The 17008-nt window shown below is 63.8% G+C and carries 19 protein-coding genes; 10 read left to right on the top strand and 9 right to left on the bottom strand.

Annotated elements, in window-relative coordinates; translation table 11 throughout:
* Nucleotides 1-14: 14 nt before the first annotated feature.
* From ET21_RS0100265 to ET21_RS0100250, 4 genes are read right to left on the bottom strand one after another with little or no spacing between them, the layout of a single operon-like run.
* Nucleotides 15-803 (bottom strand): TlpA disulfide reductase family protein, encoded by a 789-nt coding sequence (locus tag ET21_RS0100265; RefSeq protein WP_030091394.1) that lies wholly within the window; start codon nucleotides 801-803, stop codon nucleotides 15-17.
* 12 nt (nucleotides 804-815) lie between these two features.
* Nucleotides 816-926 (bottom strand): cytochrome bd-I oxidase subunit CydX, encoded by a 111-nt coding sequence (gene cydX, locus ET21_RS26820; RefSeq protein WP_030091395.1) that lies wholly within the window; start codon nucleotides 924-926, stop codon nucleotides 816-818.
* Nucleotides 927-940: 14 nt separating this feature from the next.
* Entirely contained in the window at nucleotides 941-2089 is a 1149-nt protein-coding gene (cydB, locus tag ET21_RS0100255) for a cytochrome d ubiquinol oxidase subunit II (RefSeq protein WP_030091396.1), read from the bottom strand.
* 12 nt (nucleotides 2090-2101) lie between these two features.
* Nucleotides 2102-3688 (bottom strand): cytochrome ubiquinol oxidase subunit I, encoded by a 1587-nt coding sequence (locus ET21_RS0100250; protein ID WP_030091397.1) that lies wholly within the window; start codon nucleotides 3686-3688, stop codon nucleotides 2102-2104.
* 90 nt (nucleotides 3689-3778) lie between these two features.
* On the opposite strand from ET21_RS0100250, the gene cydD reads away from it, so the two are divergent.
* From cydD to ET21_RS0100235, 3 genes are all read left to right on the top strand, one after another.
* Complete coding sequence (gene cydD / locus ET21_RS0100245; protein WP_030091398.1) at nucleotides 3779-5362, top strand: thiol reductant ABC exporter subunit CydD; 1584 nt, start codon at nucleotides 3779-3781, stop codon at nucleotides 5360-5362.
* Nucleotides 5359-6975 (top strand): amino acid ABC transporter ATP-binding/permease protein, encoded by a 1617-nt coding sequence (locus ET21_RS0100240; RefSeq protein ID WP_030091399.1) that lies wholly within the window; start codon nucleotides 5359-5361, stop codon nucleotides 6973-6975. The genes cydD and ET21_RS0100240 overlap by 4 nt, the downstream gene beginning before the upstream one ends.
* Before the next feature lie 147 nt (nucleotides 6976-7122).
* Nucleotides 7123-8385 carry an MgtC/SapB family protein gene (locus ET21_RS0100235; RefSeq protein WP_210766563.1) on the top strand — a complete coding sequence of 421 codons (1263 nt, stop codon included), beginning with the start codon at nucleotides 7123-7125 and terminating at the stop codon, nucleotides 8383-8385.
* A 162-nt stretch (nucleotides 8386-8547) separates the two neighbouring features.
* Here ET21_RS0100235 and ET21_RS0100230 read toward each other — a convergent pair whose 3' ends face one another.
* Both ET21_RS0100230 and ET21_RS0100225 read right to left on the bottom strand, forming a co-directional pair.
* Complete coding sequence (locus ET21_RS0100230; protein ID WP_030091400.1) at nucleotides 8548-8790, bottom strand: YdcH family protein; 243 nt, start codon at nucleotides 8788-8790, stop codon at nucleotides 8548-8550.
* Nucleotides 8791-8881: 91 nt separating this feature from the next.
* Nucleotides 8882-10483 carry an MBL fold metallo-hydrolase gene (locus tag ET21_RS0100225; RefSeq protein ID WP_030091401.1) on the bottom strand — a complete coding sequence of 534 codons (1602 nt, stop codon included), beginning with the start codon at nucleotides 10481-10483 and terminating at the stop codon, nucleotides 8882-8884.
* A gap of 216 nt (nucleotides 10484-10699) precedes the next feature.
* Here ET21_RS0100225 and ET21_RS28100 point away from each other — a divergent pair, with 216 nt between their 5' ends.
* Nucleotides 10700-10927 carry a hypothetical protein gene (locus tag ET21_RS28100; RefSeq protein WP_030091402.1) on the top strand — a complete coding sequence of 76 codons (228 nt, stop codon included), beginning with the start codon at nucleotides 10700-10702 and terminating at the stop codon, nucleotides 10925-10927.
* On the opposite strand, the gene ET21_RS0100215 is transcribed toward ET21_RS28100, so the two are convergent.
* Together ET21_RS0100215 and ET21_RS0100210 are read right to left on the bottom strand one after the other, a co-directional pair.
* Complete coding sequence (locus ET21_RS0100215) at nucleotides 10905-11279, bottom strand: helix-turn-helix transcriptional regulator (RefSeq protein WP_030091403.1); 375 nt, start codon at nucleotides 11277-11279, stop codon at nucleotides 10905-10907. The two genes, ET21_RS28100 and ET21_RS0100215, sit on opposite strands and share 23 nt — an antisense overlap.
* Nucleotides 11276-11941 carry a peroxiredoxin gene (locus ET21_RS0100210; protein ID WP_030091404.1) on the bottom strand — a complete coding sequence of 222 codons (666 nt, stop codon included), beginning with the start codon at nucleotides 11939-11941 and terminating at the stop codon, nucleotides 11276-11278. The genes ET21_RS0100215 and ET21_RS0100210 overlap by 4 nt, the downstream gene beginning before the upstream one ends.
* A gap of 106 nt (nucleotides 11942-12047) precedes the next feature.
* Here ET21_RS0100210 and trxC point away from each other — a divergent pair, with 106 nt between their 5' ends.
* The 6 genes from trxC to ET21_RS0100180 all read left to right on the top strand — a co-directional run bounded on the left by trxC (nucleotide 12048) and on the right by ET21_RS0100180 (nucleotide 16295).
* Nucleotides 12048-12491, top strand: coding sequence for a thioredoxin TrxC (gene trxC, locus ET21_RS0100205; RefSeq protein ID WP_021246250.1), 444 nt, complete (start codon nucleotides 12048-12050; stop codon nucleotides 12489-12491).
* Between the two features lie 209 nt (nucleotides 12492-12700).
* Nucleotides 12701-13345 (top strand): peroxiredoxin, encoded by a 645-nt coding sequence (locus ET21_RS0100200; protein WP_030091405.1) that lies wholly within the window; start codon nucleotides 12701-12703, stop codon nucleotides 13343-13345.
* A gap of 70 nt (nucleotides 13346-13415) precedes the next feature.
* Complete coding sequence (locus ET21_RS0100195) at nucleotides 13416-14336, top strand: MBL fold metallo-hydrolase (protein WP_021246252.1); 921 nt, start codon at nucleotides 13416-13418, stop codon at nucleotides 14334-14336.
* 4 nt (nucleotides 14337-14340) lie between these two features.
* Nucleotides 14341-15129 carry a sulfite exporter TauE/SafE family protein gene (locus tag ET21_RS0100190; protein ID WP_030091406.1) on the top strand — a complete coding sequence of 263 codons (789 nt, stop codon included), beginning with the start codon at nucleotides 14341-14343 and terminating at the stop codon, nucleotides 15127-15129.
* 28 nt (nucleotides 15130-15157) lie between these two features.
* On the top strand, nucleotides 15158-16018 hold the full coding sequence (locus ET21_RS0100185) for a class I SAM-dependent methyltransferase (RefSeq protein WP_030091407.1): 861 nt from the start codon (nucleotides 15158-15160) through the stop codon (nucleotides 16016-16018).
* A gap of 25 nt (nucleotides 16019-16043) precedes the next feature.
* Nucleotides 16044-16295 (top strand): hypothetical protein, encoded by a 252-nt coding sequence (locus tag ET21_RS0100180; RefSeq protein ID WP_030538178.1) that lies wholly within the window; start codon nucleotides 16044-16046, stop codon nucleotides 16293-16295.
* Here ET21_RS0100180 and ET21_RS26815 read toward each other — a convergent pair.
* Nucleotides 16289-17005 (bottom strand): energy transducer TonB, encoded by a 717-nt coding sequence (locus ET21_RS26815; RefSeq protein WP_021690801.1) that lies wholly within the window; start codon nucleotides 17003-17005, stop codon nucleotides 16289-16291. The genes ET21_RS0100180 and ET21_RS26815 overlap by 7 nt on opposite strands.
* Nucleotides 17006-17008: the final 3 nt, after the last annotated feature.

Below are 17008 nucleotides of genomic sequence, written 5' to 3'. Positions count from 1 at the left end.
CCTTGATCGAAACTCTACTTCAGATCGCGTAGTCCCGCGAGCAGGGCGGCCCGCGAGATTTCACCGACATGGAGCGCACGGATCACGCCTTTGCTGTCGACGAACAGCGTCGCGGGAAGCCCGGCCGAGCCGGTCGCGGCAGCTATGCGCAGGTCGCGGTCGAGATGGACGTGCGCCGCTTCAAGGCGCTTGCTGTCCAGCCACGCACGTACGTTGTCTGCATCCTCGCCCTGATTGACAAGCAGGATCGGCACGGCCGAGTGTGCCGCTTCTACGACCATCATCGGCATTTCACGCTGGCACGGCGGGCACCAGGTTGCCCAGAGATTGACGACGAACGGCTTGCCCCGGCGATCGTCGAGCAGGCTCGTTCCGCTGTCCAGCGACTGGAGAACGATTCCTTGCGGTAGAGGTCGCTGCGCCGAGGCAAGGGCCGCTGCCGTGGCGCCGGATGTGACCGCGACGCAGCCCGCGAAGACGAGTGTCAAAGGTGCTAGGGCGCGAGATCGCCGTAGTGACACGCCCAGCACGATTGCGGCAGTCACCAGACCGGGGAGCGGCGAGAAACCTCCTTGCCAGACATAGAGGATGGTTGCGGGTTCGATGGCGAAGGCATGCCAGTTCTGCGCCACAAAACCCGCGCGAGCTGCAACGAGGCCAGCGAGCAATGCCCGCCACGCGGCCGTATCGCAATCCACGCCGCGACGGCGGCCTATCCAGTTCGCCGCCGCCAGGAAGGCGATGATCCCGAGAATCGCGAACAGCCGTTCCAACGCGAGCGCGAGAGGGCCGATGGCAATCATGATCCGTCGCGGTCAGGCCGCAATGTCCTCATCGGGATCGGCGTGGAATTCATGCCACATGCCGTTGAGGATACCGAACCCGACGGCGAGGCCCACGCCCAGAATCCAACTGAAATACCACATGGAAAGTCGTCCTTTCAGTAATAGTCGGGGTTGGTGTCGACATCGCGCAGCGTGATGCGGCCGAACAGGACCTTGTAGACCCAGGCGGTGTAGAGCAGGATGATCGGCAGGAAGATCACCGTCACGGCCAGCATGATGAACAAAGTCACATGGCTGGACGAGGCGTTCCAGACCGTCAGGCTCGAGGCCGGGTCGATCGAACTGGGCAGGATGAACGGGAACATCGAGAGGCCCACGGTCGCGATGATGCCGATCGCGCCGATCGATGAGCCGCCAAAGGCCAGAACCTCGCGGCCCTTGCGGATGCCGATCCACGCCAGCAGCGGCCCCGCGAAGCCGAGGATCGGGGCGATCAGCATCCAGGGATGGGCGCCATAATTGTTGAGCCAGGCCCCCGGCGCCGCGACCGTTCCCGACAGCAGCGGATTGGACGGGCCGAGCGGATCGGCCGCATGGGTCAGGCGGAAGCCCATGCCCATTTTCGCGACCATGACCCCGCCCAGCGCGAACAGCAGGATCGACGCGACCGCCGCGACCTTGCCGAAGGCGCGCGCGCGGTCATGCACGACGCCGCGTTCGATCTTGATCGCAAGCCAGCTCGCGCCGTGCAGCACGATCATGGCGACCGAGAGCAGCCCGGCGACCAGCGAGAACGGATGGAACAGGCCGAGCAGGCTGCCCTCGTAGAAGGAGCGCAGATCGCTATCGAGCCGGAAGGGGATGCCGGTCAGGACATTGCCGACCGCGACGCCGAACACCAGCGCAGGCACGAACCCGCCGACGAACAGCGCCCAATCCCAGCGCGAGCGCCATGTGGCATCGGGCTTCTTCGAGCGGTATTTGAAGCCCACGGGCCGCAGGATGAGCGCGGCGAGGACGAGGAACATGGCCAGATAGAAGCCCGAGAAGCTGACCGCATAGACGAACGGCCAGGCCGCGAAGATCGCGCCGCCGCCGAGGATGAACCAGACCTGGTTGCCTTCCCAGGTCGCGCCGATCGAGTTGATGACGAGACGCCGTTCGGCGTCGGTCTTCGCGACGAAGGGCAGCAGCGCGGCGGTGCCGAGGTCGAAGCCGTCGGTGAGAGTGAAGCCGATCAGGAGGACGCCCATCAGCAGCCACCAGATCAGCCGGAGCGTTTCATAGTCGATGGGAGGTGCCATGACCTGTTCTCCTTATTCGGCAGGGATGGGCGCGTAGCCGCTGTGGGTTTCGGGGGATGGCGCCGGAGGCCGATGCTGGTCCGGTCCCTTGCGGATTGCCGCCAGCATCAGCCGCACTTCGATGACGGCGAGCGCGCCATAGATCACCGTGAACCCGATGATCGTCGTCCAGAGCTGCGCGACGGTCAGGCTCGAGGCGGCAAGGAACGTCGGCAGAACGCCATCGATCGCCCAGGGCTGGCGGCCGATCTCGGCCAGGATCCAGCCAAATTCGATGGCGATCCACGGCAGCGGGATGACCCAGACCGCCGCGCGCAGGAAGGTGCGGCAGAAGCGGCTGTCGCAGTTCAGCTTGCGGATCGAAGCCATCCAGAAGGCGGCGCCGAAGAAGGCGATGAAGAAGAAGCCGAGGCCGGCCATCACCCGGAACACCCAGAACATCACCGGGACATTGGGCACGGTCGACCATGCGGCCTTTTCGATGTCCTGGGGCGTGGCTTGCCGCGGATCGGCGACGAAGCGTTTCAGCAGCAGGGCATAGCCAAGATCGGCCTTGGCTTCCTCGAATGCCTCGCGCGCGACCATGTCCTTCTGGTCCACCTTCAGCTTTTCCACCGCATCATAGGCCTTGATGCCGTTCTCGATGCGGTCCTGCGCCCTGGCGACCAGTTCGAAGATGCCGGAGACTTCGCCCGTCAGGCTGCGCGTGGAGATGAGACCGAGCACATAGGGGATCTTGACCTCGAAATAGGTCTCGCGGTCGGCGACGCTGGGAAAGCCGACAACGGCAATGCCCGCGGGCGCGGGCTCAGTGTGCCACATGGCCTCGAGCGCGGCGAGCTTCATCTTCTGGTTATCGGTCAGCGCGTAGCCGCTTTCGTCGCCGAGCACGACGACCGACAGCGACGAGGCAAGGCCGAAGGCGGCGGCGACCGTGAAGCTGCGCCGCGCGACCGCGACCCACTTGCCCTTGAGCAGATACCAGGCCGAGACGCCCAGCACGAAAACGGAGGCGCAGACATAGCCCGCGCTCACCGTATGGACGAACTTCGCCTGCGCGACCGGATTGAACAGCACCGCCATGAAGTCGGAGACTTCCATCCGCATCGTTTCGGGATTGAAGCGCGATCCCACCGGATTCTGCATCCAGCCATTGGCGACGAGGATCCACAGCGCCGATAGGTTCGAGCCGAGAGCCACCATGAAGGTGGTGAGCAGATGCCCGACCCTGGACAGCTTGTCCCATCCGAAGAACATGAGGCCCACGAACGTCGCTTCGAGGAAGAAGGCCATCAGCCCTTCGATGGCGAGCGGCGCGCCGAAGATGTCGCCGACATAATGCGAATAGTAGGACCAGTTGGTGCCGAACTGGAATTCCATGGTAATGCCGGTAGCGACGCCCAGCACGAAGTTGATACCGAACAGCTTGCCCCAGAAGCGCGTGACGGTGCGCCAGATCTCACGGCCCGTCATCACATAGATGCTCTCCATGATGACGAGGATGAAGGAGAGGCCGAGCGTCAGGGGGACGAACAGGAAATGGTAGAGAGCCGTCAGGGCGAATTGGAGGCGTGAAAGCTCGATCACAGCCATGTCCATGGCAAGACTCCTTGCGTTCCGGCCCGGCTTCCATGGGTGTCCTGAGTCGGTTGAAAAGATTATGATTATTCGTTACTCGTAATTGAGTATATGAGCAACCCGTTAGATAGACAGGCTGCGGCCCTTTTCTGGATCGGCGACAGCGGCGCGGCGATCCTCATGGCGGCGGCGCTGGCCGGAGCCGTGGCATCAATGGAGCAAGGGGCGGGGCAGGGCCATCTTGCGCTTGCCGCGGGCGGACTGATAGCCGCCGCCCTGCTTCGCGCCGGGATGCAGATCGGTGCGACCAACGCCGGCGAAGCGGCTGCTATGCGCGTCAAGACGAACTGGCGCCAGCGGGTGTATCCAGGCATTCTCGTCGCCGCGCCGGGGGATCGCCGGATGCTGGGCGAGGCGGTCGCCGATGCCGTCGACCGGATCGAGGACCTGGGCGGCTTCCATGCCCGCTTCCTGCCGCTGCGCCGCGCCGCGGTCCTGTCCCCGCTCATAATCGCGATTGCTGCCGTATTTGGGAGCTGGGTCGCCGGCGTGATCATGCTCGCGACGCTGATTCCCTTTGCCATGGGCATGGCGCTCGCAGGAACGGCGGCCGCGCGGGCCGCCGCGCGCCAGCTCGATGCGCTGAGTCGCCTGTCGGGCCTGTTCGTCGACCGGGTGCGCGCGCTCCCGGTGATCGTCGCCTTCGCCGCGCAGGACCGTATCGGCCGCCACCTTGCCGACGCTACCCGCGAGGTCGCCGCGCGCACGATCGATGTGCTCAAGGTCGCCTTCGTGTCGAGCGCGATCATCGAGTTCTTCGCGGCGCTGTCGGTGGCGCTGGTCGCGCTCTATTGCGGCTTCAACCTGCTCGGCATCCTGCCCTTTCCGGCTCCCGAAAAGCTGACCCTGGGCCAAGCCCTGTTTGTTCTTGTCCTCGCGCCGGAATTCTATCTTCCCATGCGCCGCCTTGCCGCCGCCTATCACGACAAGCAGGTCGGGGAGGCTGCGGTGGAACGCCTTGAAGCGCTCGCGCCCGCTTCTCCGCCCGCGCCGAAACCCGCGATCGAAGGGCCGCCAGCGCTGCGCTTTGACGGCGTGGTGATCGACTATGGCGAGACGGCCATCGGTCCCTTCACGCTGGATATCCCGGCGGGCACCAGCCTTGCCCTGCGCGGAAGCACCGGGGTCGGCAAATCGAGCCTGCTCCATGCGCTGCTGGGGCTGGCCCCCATTGGTGGGGGACGGATTCTGGTTGACGGCCGGGATGCGGCCGAGGTTGCGCTTCCCGGCCATGTCGGCTGGGCGGGCCAGACGGTTGCGTTCGTCCCGGGCACGCTGGCCGACAATATCCGTCTTGCGCGTCCCGATGCCGACGATGCGGCAGTCGAAGCCGTGGCCCATCTGGCAGGCCTTGGGCCGATGATCGAAGCGCGCGGACAGGGATTGGCCTTGCCGCTCGATCATCGCGGGTCGGGCCTGTCCGGTGGGGAACGCCGGCGCGTCGGCATCGCGCGCGTGTTGCTCAAGGACGCGCCGCTCTGGCTGCTCGACGAACCGACCGCGGATCTCGACGCGGGATCGGCGGCCGACATCGCCGGGATACTGGCGTCCGCCGCAAAGGGCCGCACGGTCCTGATAGTGACGCACAGCGCCGAGCTGGCCGCGATCGCCACCAAAGAAATGGTGCTTTCATGAGCCGCGCGGATATGGACCTGCTGCTCGCTGAAGCTATCGGCCCCGAACGCCGCGCCTTCCGAATCGCGGGCTTGCTTGCCTCCGCTGCGACAATCGCCGCGGTCCTGCTGCTGGGCCTGTCTGGATGGTTCATCACCGGCGCGGCACTGGCCGGGCTGGGCGGCGTGTTGGCCGCGCAGGGTTTCAACTACCTGGTGCCGAGCGCGATGATCAGGCTGCTCGCGATCGTAAGGACGACGGCGCGTTACGGCGAACGGCTCTATGGCCACCGCGCGGCCTTGATGGCGCTCGCCGCGGTTCGCGCGCGCCTGTTCGACCGCATCCTGTCGGTGCGCGACGTGCGGGCCGTATCGGCGGGCGATGCCGTGACGCGGCTCGTGCAGGACATCGGCGCGCTGGAGGACAATCTGGTCCGTAAGCCGGCATTGCCCGCCGCGTTCGCCGGCGCTGCCATCGGCCTTGCCCTTGCGTGGCTGGCCAGCCCCTGGACGAGCCTTGCCTTGCTGGCGTTGCTTGCCGGTCTTGTCCTCTGGGCGCATCTGGCGACCCCCCGCCTGCTGGCGAGCGCCGCGACCGATATGGCGGAGGCGCTGGCGCGGCTCAAGGCGAGCATGGTGGACTATGCCGCCGCTTCGCCCGAAATCCTTGCCTACGATCTCGCTCCGGCGATCGGGCGAAGCCTCGCGGTCGAGACGGCCGAGTTGGACAGCGCGCGACCTCGGTTCGCGCGCGGCGAAGCGATCATCGATGCGGGCCTCGTGTTGGGTGGGGGCATCGCCATGGGCGCGATGCTGATCTTCTCCCATGCCTCCCTGCCGGTGACGGTCCTTGCCGTGCTGGCGGCGGCGGGCGCGATCGAAGCGCTTTCCGGCTATGTGCGCGGGGTGTCGCGCGGCGCGCTGGTCGCGGCCGCCCTCTCGCGATTGGAGGGCATGGCGGGTCAACCGTCTGCGCCTGTCCGAAAGGCGACGGCATCCATGGCGCCCGCGCGGACCATTGCCTTTGACCGGGACGGCATGAATATCCGGATCATGGCGGGCGAGCGCTTGGGGATTTCAGGCAAATCCGGCAGCGGCAAGACCAGCCTTCTGGAAACGCTCGCTGGTATTCGGCCCGCTGGCGAGCATTGCGGCATTGCTCTTGATGACCAGCTTCTTGCTTCCCTGCCGTCCGAGGACGTGCGAGCGGCATTCGCGCTCTCGCCCCAGGATGCCCAGCTCCTGTCGGGAACCATCCGCGACAATTTGCGTGTGGCGCGCCCCGGCCTCAGCGACGAACGGCTTTGGGCGGCGCTGGAAGTCGCCTGCCTCGCTGTCGATATTCGCGCGATGCCGCATGGGCTTGACCAATGGGTCGGCGACGGCGGAGCGCGGTTGTCGGGCGGCCAGCGCAAGCGGTTGTCGATCGCCCGCGCCTTGCTTGCCGGCAGGCCGTGGCTGCTGCTCGACGAGCCGAGCGAGGGGTTGGACATGGCGACGGAGGCGCGGCTTGCGGGCCACCTCGACGCGTGGCTTCGCGAGACAGGGACCGGAGTCGTGGTGGTGAGTCATCGACCGATTTTCTTGAGTCTCGTCGGCAAGGGTCGAACAATCAACTTGAAGGATCGCCGCTAATATAGGGATATCTGTAGCTGGCCTGGGGGCGGATCGATTTGGCGCGCGTAATCAAATCCATTCAATCCACGTCGCGCATAAGGAGGAGCCTATCTGCCGCGTTCATACTACCGTTCCCGATCGATTACCTTGCCGTGGAGTGATCATTTGATATCGCTTGATATGGAACTGCTTCGTTCGCTTGCTGCGGCGCTCGCGGTAGGCGTGCTGATCGGTATCGAGCGAGGCTGGCGGCAGCGCGAGGCAGCGGATGGCAGCCGGGTCAGCGGTTTGCGCACCTTTGGCCTGCTCGGTCTTGCCGGCGGCCTTGCCAGCCATATGCCCGAAAGCCTTGCGGCGGTAATCGGGCTGGCGGTCACTGCCAGCCTGGTTCTTGGATATCGCAGCGAACAAGCCCGCACGGCCAGCCTGTCCATCACCAATACGTTGGTCGGCATTATCACCTTCGCCTTGGGATATATGGCCGGGCAGGGCCTGGTGAGCGAGACGCTGGCCGTCGCGGCGGTAACCACCTTGATCCTGACGCTCAGGCAGCAATCCCACGCCATGCTCAAAGGGATGAGCCACAAGGAGGTCGAATCGATCGCCACGTTCGCGATCGTCGCGTTGGTCATCCTGCCGCTGCTGCCGGATGCGAGCTACGGCCCCTTTGAGGCCTGGAACCCGCGGCAAATCTGGATGGTCGTCGTCGTCGTGCTCGGACTCTCCTTCGCCGGCTATGTCGCCAGTCGTCGGCTCGGCGCGGACAAGGGGGTCATGATAACCGCTTTGTTCGGGGCATTGGTATCGTCCACGGCGGTCACTGTTGCCTATGCCCGGCGTTTGCGCGCCAATGATGGTCCGCAAGGCCCCTTGATTGCTGGTATTGCGCTCGCCTCGCTCGTGATGTTCGCGCGCGTCCAGATACTCTCTTTTACCCTCATCCCCTACGCCAGCACATCGCTCGCGCTTGCAATGGTTCCGGCTTTCGTCGTCGGCGGTCTGACAACCCTTCTGGCGCTACGCTCCAAGGTGGATGGTGATGGCGCCAGCGAGGTGAAGCTGGGCAATCCGCTGGATTTCGGGCCGGCGCTTCTGCTGGCGGGCGCGGTTGCGTTGATTGCTGTCCCGGCACGTTGGGCGCTCGCGCGGTTCGGCGATCAGGGCATTGTCGTTGTGCTTGGCCTTACGGGCATGTGGGATGTGGACGCAGCCGTACTCACGCTCGCGGGGCTGCCTGAGGATATGCTGAAACCCGACACGGCCGGACTGGTGCTTGCGGTGCCCGTGCTCGCCAACACGATGTGGAAGGCTGTACTCACGCTGGTACTGGCAGGGCCATCAAAGCAAGGCTGGAAGGCGTCCGGCCCACTCTTCGCATCAGTTCTGGCATCTGCTGCCGGTATCGCCGCGCTCATGGTGTTTCGCTAGGAGCGATGAGCGGGCAGCTCGTGACTGGTTCGAAGCTGGTTCAGGTCCATTCCTGAGCGGGGATGCGCGCTTTCGTTGCTGGCCGTGAATTTGTGGCGACGCAGAGCCATGGCCGGCTATTGTCGTAAGGGCCGAACGCGCGGCATCCGGCCCTTGGGCAGATCAGGCGGCCTGCGACAGGGCTTCGGCGATCTGATCCTTGATCGCGAGGCGGCGCTTGCGAAGTTCGGTCTCGTGATCTTGCGAGGTCGGTTCGATATTGGTTTCAGCCACGTGGATTTCGTCATTCACGACATCATAATCGAGAAGAAGCTGCGCGAAGCGAGAGTCCGAAGCCTTCAAGGCGTGAATCTTGTCCATCTGACCGGGGAATTCCTCGCTCAGGGTGTGGGGGGTATTCGACATAATTACTCCTTTGATGAAACTATGATATATAGCGAATTCGCGGGTGGCCGCACCCGTTTATGTCTGGGGCTGGTCACTTTGTTTTCGCCGATCAGCTCGATCGGCTCTTACGATGCTCGCGATAGGCCTGATAGGAATGCAGAATCTCGGCCATGCGGGCGAGTGCCTCGCGCCGGCCCGACGCGCTCTCGATATTCTGCAGTTCTTTTTTCAGATGGGTCGAAAAATCCGCATAGTCATTCTGCCAATCGCGGCCGACAGCCTCCTGTAGTTCCGGCTTTCCGGTCTTCAGGCGCTTGGACGGGGCGCGTGACGGCAGTGAATAGGTTTCCCCGATCTTCGGCGTGACAATCGATGCCGCGGCATCGTCCGCCTGCATCAGGCGGCGGAACGTCTCGATCGAGCCCTCTTCGCCGTGTCCCAGGAACAGGCTGCCATCGATCGGCTTCCGCGCCCTTATCCAGCGCTGCAGATCCTTCTGGTCGGCATGCGCCGAATAAGTGTCGATCCGCCGGATCTGCGCGCGCACCGCGACGTCCTGCCCCCAGATGCGCACGCGGTTCGCGCCATCGAGGATTGTCCGGCCAAGGGTGCCTGCGGCCTGGAAACCGACGAACAGGATCGTCGATTCACGGCGGCCGAGATTGTACCGCAGATGGTGACGGATGCGTCCCGCTTCGCACATGCCGGATGCCGCCATGATGATGGCTCCGGACATGTCGTTGAGCCGCATCGATTCCATCGTGCTGGCAGTGTAGTGGAACGAGGGGTGACGGAAGATTTCACCCGAGCCCATGTCTTCGAGTTCCCCGGCATGTTTGGCGAACACCTCTGTCGCGCGGGTCGCAAGTGGCGAATCGATGAACACCTGCGGATGCGCCAGGCGTCCGGTGTTGATCAGGGTCGCGATATCGAGGAGCAATTCCTGGGTGCGTTCGAGCGCGAAAACGGGAATGACGAGGTTGCCGCCGCGCGTAAGCGCTGCATTGATCTCGGCTTCCAGCAAAGTCCGGCGCTGCTCGATCGTCACGTCCTCGCGGACGCGGTCGCCATAGGTGCTCTCGCAGAACACATGATCGAGTCCTGCCGGACCCTCGGGATCGGCATGAAAGGCCTTGTGGTCTGGACCCAGGTCGCCGGAGAAGAGCAAGTGCACGCCACCGACCTCGATCTCCACGGATGTGGAACCCAGGATATGGCCCGCATTCCACAAGCGCGCCCGAAAACCGGCGGCAGGTGCGAACCAGTCGTGCAGCGCTACTGTCTCGACCTGTTCATAGGCCGCTTTGGAATCCGCTTCGGTATAGATCGGTTCGATCGGCTCCTCGTCCCGGCGATCCTGCCGTCGATTGCGGCGCTCCGCATCGCCCTCCTGAATTCGTCCGGCGTCGGGCAGCATGTAATACAGAAGGTCGCGGGTTTGCGGTGTCGCGAAGATCGGCCCGCGATACCCTTCCGCCGTGAGCCTGGGCAGCAGGCCGCTATGGTCGATATGCGCGTGCGTCAGGACAACGGCGTCGATCTTGCGCACGTCGAACGCGAAGGGGTCGCGATTGAGTGTTTCCAGCGTCCGGGATCCCTGGAACAAGCCGCAATCTATGAGGATCGTCTTTCCGCCATGGCGTAGTTCCATGCAGGAACCAGTGACTGTGCCGGCAGCGCCGTGGAAGGTTATGGTGGGTACGCTACTCATCGGTCCTCTCATTCTCTCGCCGGCGGTCCAATAGGCTGGTTATGCGCGGGTCGCAGGCCAATCATCTGTAAACTCGCCGATCTTCGTCTGTCCTTACGTATGGTTCCGAATTTGATCGGTGAAGCCCGGATCGATAGTGGCGCTGAGATTGATTCCATGGAGTTCTTGCAAGGACGTGGGCGACGTCCGCGAACTGGTTGAGCTCAAGCAGGGAAAATGGAGGACGATGCCGCCCTCGAAGGCCAGACCTCGCTTCTTGACCGCGAAATTGCTCCCATGAGCCGGGCGCTGGAGCGGATCAGGCGAGGCGCTTACGGCGAATGCTTGCAGTTATGGTATTCCACAAGCCTCGAAATGCTCTCTAACGTTGCAGCGATGATGTTCAGAACTTTCTTGGAAGACATCGTCCAGGACAATATCGTCACAAAATCTTGGCGAAGGTAGCGACCGATCCCTGGGGAAAAGGTCGCTTTGTTTTCGCGGCAGTGTCTCCTCTATTTATCGGAGTTCCCGCTAGAGCGCATAGCAATTTCGCTGTTCCCTCCATATTGGCCGATACGATGCTATAGAAAACGAGTTTCGCATCGCGGCGCGTCTGAACCAGTTCCGCCTTGCGCAAAATTGCGAGTTGTTGGGACAGGCCCGGTTGACCGATGCCGGTGAGGGCTTCGAGTTCGCCTACAGACTTCTCGCCATGTTCGAGGAGCGTCCGCAGGAGCTTCAGGCGGACGTCATGGGCGATCGCCTTGAGGACGCTGGCAGCCTCTTCAAGCTGCGTATCGGTGAAAGTCATCACTTGCCTGTCTTCCCATGCTTGTCGGGCTGCGTGCGGTGGAACCAGCAGCCATCGCCCGCCGCATCGAGCGCACCGTGCTGGTCCTGATAGGGCGGAAGAAGCACGTCATCGCCGGGATGCCAGCCTTCGGGGGTCACTATGTTGTCGTTGTCGACCCGTTGCAGCGCGGTCAGGACTCGAAGCAGCTCCTCCACCGATCGCCCGATGGTGGCTGGATAGCAGAGCTTGGCGCGGACAATGCCTTCGGGGTCGATGAAGAAGGTCGAGCGCAGCGTGGCCGCGTCGGGGGCGTTGTCCGCGAGCATTCCATAGGCGCGGCCGATCACCATCGAGGGATCTTCGACGATCGGGAAAGCGATGGTCACGCCGAAATGCTCGCGGATCGCCCTGATCCATCCGAGATGGGAATAGAGGCTGTCGACCGACACCGCGACCAGGTCGCAGCCGAGCGCCTTGAACCGATCGCTGGCGCGCGAGAGGGCGACGAATTCACTGGTGCAAACCGGCGTAAAATCGGCGGGATGAGAGAACAGCAGTACCCAGCGGCCGCGATGGCCGGACAGGGTCATGTCGCCCATCGTCGTGCGGGCGCGGAAATCAGGCGCGGGATCGCCGATCTGGATAGGGGAGCACACGGCATTGTCGTCTGCGTTCGAGTTCAACTTTCTCACTCCTGCAGAGAGGCAAGTCTTGAACCCTCTCCCTTACACGGTTACATCATGCGGGTAAACGATTAAGCGGTATTGGCGTTCCACAGGAGAGAAGCGCATGTCCGATGTCCCGCTGGTAGCCTGCCCGGTTTGCGCGAGCATCAACCGCGTTCCTGCAGCGAAGATCGGCGCGGCGCCAATTTGCGGGAAATGCGGAATGCCGCTTTTCCAGGGACAGCCGGTCGATGTCGACCAGGCGGCATTCGATCGGCATGTAGGTCGCGGAAGCCTGCCGGTTCTCGTCGATTTCTGGGCGAGTTGGTGCGGACCTTGCCGCGCCATGGCGCCGGCGTTCAAGGCGGCCGCTGCGGAGCTGGAGCCGCATGTCCGGCTCCTGAAGGTCGATACCGAAGCTGAGCAGGGTATTGCCGGGCGCTACCGCATTCAGTCGATTCCGACGCTGATCCTGTTCAGGGGTGGCCGCGAGGTCGCCCGACAGGCCGGGGCGATGGACCGTGCGCGACTCGTCGCCTGGACAAGGCAGGCGCTCGTCACCGCCTGATTCGGGGTGTGATGACCCCATACTTAGCATAAACGATGCTTTGACGTGTTCGCGCCTCTGGTCCCGTGCGCTGCGAATCCGGCCTAATTCGGCCGATTGCAGAAGTGATTGAAAAATCCGATCAAAGGAATTAGATTTATCGTGTTATCACGATTAATAGAAATGTGTATTCAATGTCTGTCACTCACTCAGTCATAGGAGACGATAAAATGACAGACCAGGTCACTCCCTCCATGCCGCGGATCAACGAACCGGCGCCTCCCTTCAAGGCCAAGACGACCCACGGCGAACGCTCGCTCGACGATTACAAGGGCAAGTGGCTCGTTCTCTTTTCCCACCCCGCCGACTTCACGCCGGTCTGCACGACCGAATTCATGGGCTTCGCCAAGGCCGCCGACCGCTTCAAGGCGCTCAACTGCGAGTTGCTGGGCCTCTCCATCGACTCGGTGCATTCGCACATCGCCTGGATGCGCAGCATCGAGGAGAAGTTCGGCGTCGAGATCCCGTTCCCGATTATCGACGATCTGTCGATGAACGTCGCCAAGGCCTTCGGCATGATCCATCCCGGTGCCTCGGACACCTCGGCCGTTCGCGCCACCTTCATCATCGACCCCGAAGGCATTGTCCGCGCGATGGTCTATTATCCGATGTCGAACGGCCGCTCGGTCGATGAATTCGTCCGCCTGCTCACCGCGCTCCAGACGTCCGACGCCAACAAGGTGGCGACGCCTGAAAACTGGCAGCCCGGCGAGCCGGTGATCGTGCCGCCGCCCGCGACGGCCGAAGCCGCCAGGGCCCGCAAGGACGAAGGCTACGACTACACCGATTGGTATTTCAGCAAGAAGACCCTCTGAGGCAGCTGGGCCGGCTTCGCGTCCCAAGTGCGAAGCCGGTACGCCGGGCCAGACAGGAAAGGACAAGGCCATGGCCGACCCGCAAATCCGTGAAGCCACCCGCATCGTCGAGGCCGCGAGCAATGCGCGGCCCGCCGTCATCCGCAGCTTCTTCGACGAGGACACGTTTACCGTGACCCACGTCATCTCAGATCCCGCCACGGCCAAGGCCGCGATCATCGATAGCGTGCTCGATTTCGATCCGGCTTCGGGGCGCACCTCCTTCGCGTCGGCCGACAAGGTGATCGACTATATCCGGAGCGAAGGGCTCGAGGTCGAATGGCTGCTGGAGACGCACGCCCATGCCGACCATCTGTCGGCCGCGCCCTATCTTCAGGAGAAGCTGGGCGGCACGCTGGCGATCGGTCGCCATATTCTCACCGTGCAGGAGGTCTTCGGCAAGATCTTCAACGAGGGAACGCGCTTTGCTCGCGACGGCTCGCAGTTCGACCGGCTGTTCGATGACGGCGACCGTTTCAGGGTCGGCTCGATCGAGGCGATCGCGCTGCATGTGCCGGGCCATACGCCCGCCGACATGACCTATGTGATCGGCGATGCGGCGTTCATCGGCGACACGCTGTTCATGCCCGACTACGGCACGGCCCGCGCCGACTTCCCGGGCGGCGATGCGCGCACGCTTTATCGGTCGATCCGCCGCCTGCTGTCGCTCCCCGATCAGACCGGCCTTCATCTTTGCCACGACTACAAGGCCCCCGGGCGCGACACCTATGCCTGGGAAACGTCGGTCGGCGAGGAGCGAGAGCATAATGTCCATGTTCGCGACGGGGTGAGCGAGGACCAGTTCGTCGCCATGCGCGAGGCGCGCGATGCGACGCTCGGGATGCCGCGCCTCATTCTGCCGTCCATCCAGGTCAACATGCGCGGCGGCCACCTGCCCGAGCCGGAAGACAATGGCATGCGCTACCTCAAGCTGCCGATAAACGCGCTGTAAGGCCATGGCACTCGAATCCATCCAATATCTGCTTGGTGCCGGATCGGGCTCGCTCGTCGGATTCACGCTGGGGCTGGTGGGCGGTGGGGGCTCAATCCTCGCCGTCCCGCTCATGGTCTATCTGGTCGGCGTCGCCTCGCCGCATGTCGCGATCGGCACCAGCGCGCTGGCGGTCGCCGCCAATGCCGGGGCCAATCTCGTTCCCCACGCGCGCCAGCGGACGATCAAATGGCGTTGCGCCGGCATGTTCGCCGCTGCTGGTGTCGCCGGCGCCTATGCCGGATCGACACTCGGTAAAGCGTTCGATGGACAGAAGCTGCTGTTCCTGTTCGCTCTGCTGATGGTCCTGGTTGGCGGGCTGATGCTAAAAAGCCGGGGCGATCCCGGCAATCCCGATGTCCAATGCCGGCGCGAGAATGCGCCCAAGGTGATCGGTTATGGGGCCGCCACTGGTCTCTTTTCCGGGTTCTTCGGCATCGGCGGGGGCTTCCTGATCGTGCCGGGACTGATGGCTTCGACCGGGATGCCGATGCGCAACGCCGTCGGATCGTCGCTGGTCGCCGTCACCGCTTTTGGTCTGACGGCCGCGCTCAACTATGCCCTTTCCGGCTTGGTTGATTGGGGGCTTGCTGCGGCGTTCATCGCCGGCGGCGTCATCGGCGGCCTTGTGGGCGCGGCGCTCTCTCGGCGGCTGTCGGCGCACAAGGGGGCGCTCAATACGATATTCGCACTGCTGATCTTTGCGGTTGCCGCCTACATGCTGTGGCAAAGTACCGCCGCGATCCTGGGCTGATTCTTGAAACGACGATGGGAGTACATCGATGAACGATGCTGGCGAGAACAGGGAAGGTTTGGCCGCGCACGATTGGGCCGGCCAGGCGGGCATGCGTTGGCTCGCCCAGCTCGACCGCTTCGAAAGCATGATCGAGCCGATCGGCAGGGCGTTGCTTGCCCAGGCCGCATACAACGCCGGCGAAACGGTGGTCGATGTCGGATGCGGCGGTGGCTGGACCACGCGGCAGATCGCCACGGCCGTCGGCAACACCGGATTTGCGCTCGGCCTCGACATCTCACCCGATCTGGTGGGGATGGCCAGGGAACGGGCACAGCGCGCGGGCCTTGCCAATATCCGCTTCGAGCAGGGCGATGCCGCGACGACGATGCTGGAGGAAGCGCCGTTCGATCGGCTGTTCTCGCGCTTCGGTTCGATGTTCTTCGCTGAGCCTTATCCCGCTTTCGCCAATCTGCGCCGGATGTTGCGCGATGGCGGGCGGCTCGACATCGCTGTCTGGGCGTCCATCGCTGACAATCCGTGGCAGCTTAGTGTCATGGGCATCATCAAGGAGCATATGGACCTGCCGACGCCGCAGTCGCGCGCGCCGGGACCATTCGCGCTCGGCGAGCAGGACTATGTGATCGACCTTCTCCAAAGCGCGGGTTTCTGCGAGGTCAGATTCGATGCCTGGACAGGTGAGCAGCGCGTGGGCGGCCCCGGCAGTGATCCCGAGAGCGCCGCTCGCTTCGTGCTTGAGGGGATGCAGATCGGCGATCTTGTTCGACAGAACGGGGCAGAGGTACGCAAGGCCATTCACCAGCATCTTGTCGAGCTGTTCGAGCGCCATTGCGATGAGAATGGCGTTCATATGGGGGCGAAGGCCTGGCTGGTGAGCGCACGGGCCTGAGAGCATTCAAGAAAAGGGTGATAATATGGCGCGCAAGAAGCTATCGCTTCGGCTTCCGGGGAAAGGTTCATCCGATGGTGACGCTGCCAATTCCGAGGAAATAGCGGCGGCGCTCGCACTGATCGAGACGCATGGGCAACGTGCCGGACAGGCTCTTGTCGATGAGGCGCAGGCTGCCATCAAGGCTCGCGACGATCACCGTGTTTTGTTTCTGGAACGTGTGCGCGTCGCCCTATTGACGATCGAGCCATCCTCGTCCGCCATGCGGCCTCAATGAAAGCTGAATGGTATCGTAAAGACCAACTGCTCGCTTTCCACGCCCATAGGCGGTGTTGGAAAAGGAGCAGCATTGCGCACCGTGCGGAGCGCCAGGCGATCGAGCGCGGCATTCCCGCTGCTGCCGGCCAGCTCGACGGCAATCAGCGCGCCGTCAGCCCCGACGATGAAGCGGACCGTTGCGACCCCGTCGAGGTGGATCCCCGCGGGCTTGCGCGCGGCTATTCGCGCCCAGAGCTGGCGCTGATAGGCCGCAAGCGCGGACTGTTTCTTATCATCCTGGGCTTGCGGCGGCGCGACCTCGGGTTCCGGCGCGGGCGGTCTGCTTACCGGCGCGACAGCGAACGGAGAGGCGATTGCTGGAGCAGCGGGTATAGGCGACGAAGCTGGTCCGCCTCTTTCTCCCGTCGTAGCCAGCTCGGGCGGGTGCGCAGGGCGCCGCTCCGGCGATAGGCGGGCCTCGTCTGTCCGCGATCGCGACAACGTTGAAGGCGGTGGTGACGGTGGCGACGGGGTAAACAACCGGAAGCGGCTCACCTGCACAGGCTGCGTCATTCGCAGCCGTCCCGATAGATTGGCATTGAGCGCCACTAGCACCAGCAGGCAGCATGACGCGGCGGCAAGGCCCGCGCCCAGGCGCTGCGACCAGGCCGAGGGCTGGCCATAGCCTGCCCTCGGCTCCTCGTTCATGTCGTGCGAGTTCGGGAGCATGGG

The sequence above is a fragment of the Sphingobium sp. DC-2 genome, from assembly GCF_000722555.1.
In the GTDB taxonomy this organism is placed as follows: Bacteria; Pseudomonadota; Alphaproteobacteria; order Sphingomonadales; family Sphingomonadaceae; genus Sphingobium; species Sphingobium quisquiliarum.
The sequence above is the reverse complement of the archived record's forward strand: the minus strand, read 5'-3'. Positions and strand labels throughout refer to the sequence as shown.

Excerpts from the sequence above, each read along its gene's own strand:
- ET21_RS0100265 (WP_030091394.1), bottom strand. The coding sequence starts at position 803 with ATGATTGCCATCGGCCCTCTCGCGCTCGCGTTGGAACGGCTGTTCGCG.
- cydX (WP_030091395.1), bottom strand. The coding sequence starts at position 926 with ATGTGGTATTTCAGTTGGATTCTGGGCGTGGGCCTCGCCGTCGGGTTC.
- cydB (WP_030091396.1), bottom strand. The coding sequence starts at position 2,089 with ATGGCACCTCCCATCGACTATGAAACGCTCCGGCTGATCTGGTGGCTG.
- ET21_RS0100250 (WP_030091397.1), bottom strand. The coding sequence starts at position 3,688 with ATGGACATGGCTGTGATCGAGCTTTCACGCCTCCAATTCGCCCTGACG.
- cydD (WP_030091398.1), top strand. The coding sequence starts at position 3,779 with ATGAGCAACCCGTTAGATAGACAGGCTGCGGCCCTTTTCTGGATCGGC.
- ET21_RS0100240 (WP_030091399.1), top strand. The coding sequence starts at position 5,359 with ATGAGCCGCGCGGATATGGACCTGCTGCTCGCTGAAGCTATCGGCCCC.
- ET21_RS0100230 (WP_030091400.1), bottom strand. The coding sequence starts at position 8,790 with ATGTCGAATACCCCCCACACCCTGAGCGAGGAATTCCCCGGTCAGATG.
- ET21_RS0100225 (WP_030091401.1), bottom strand. The coding sequence starts at position 10,483 with ATGAGTAGCGTACCCACCATAACCTTCCACGGCGCTGCCGGCACAGTC.
- ET21_RS28100 (WP_030091402.1), top strand. The coding sequence starts at position 10,700 with ATGGAGGACGATGCCGCCCTCGAAGGCCAGACCTCGCTTCTTGACCGC.
- trxC (WP_021246250.1), top strand. The coding sequence starts at position 12,048 with ATGTCCGATGTCCCGCTGGTAGCCTGCCCGGTTTGCGCGAGCATCAAC.
- ET21_RS0100200 (WP_030091405.1), top strand. The coding sequence starts at position 12,701 with ATGACAGACCAGGTCACTCCCTCCATGCCGCGGATCAACGAACCGGCG.
- ET21_RS0100195 (WP_021246252.1), top strand. The coding sequence starts at position 13,416 with ATGGCCGACCCGCAAATCCGTGAAGCCACCCGCATCGTCGAGGCCGCG.
- ET21_RS0100190 (WP_030091406.1), top strand. The coding sequence starts at position 14,341 with ATGGCACTCGAATCCATCCAATATCTGCTTGGTGCCGGATCGGGCTCG.
- ET21_RS0100185 (WP_030091407.1), top strand. The coding sequence starts at position 15,158 with ATGAACGATGCTGGCGAGAACAGGGAAGGTTTGGCCGCGCACGATTGG.
- ET21_RS0100180 (WP_030538178.1), top strand. The coding sequence starts at position 16,044 with ATGGCGCGCAAGAAGCTATCGCTTCGGCTTCCGGGGAAAGGTTCATCC.
- ET21_RS26815 (WP_021690801.1), bottom strand. The coding sequence starts at position 17,005 with ATGCTCCCGAACTCGCACGACATGAACGAGGAGCCGAGGGCAGGCTAT.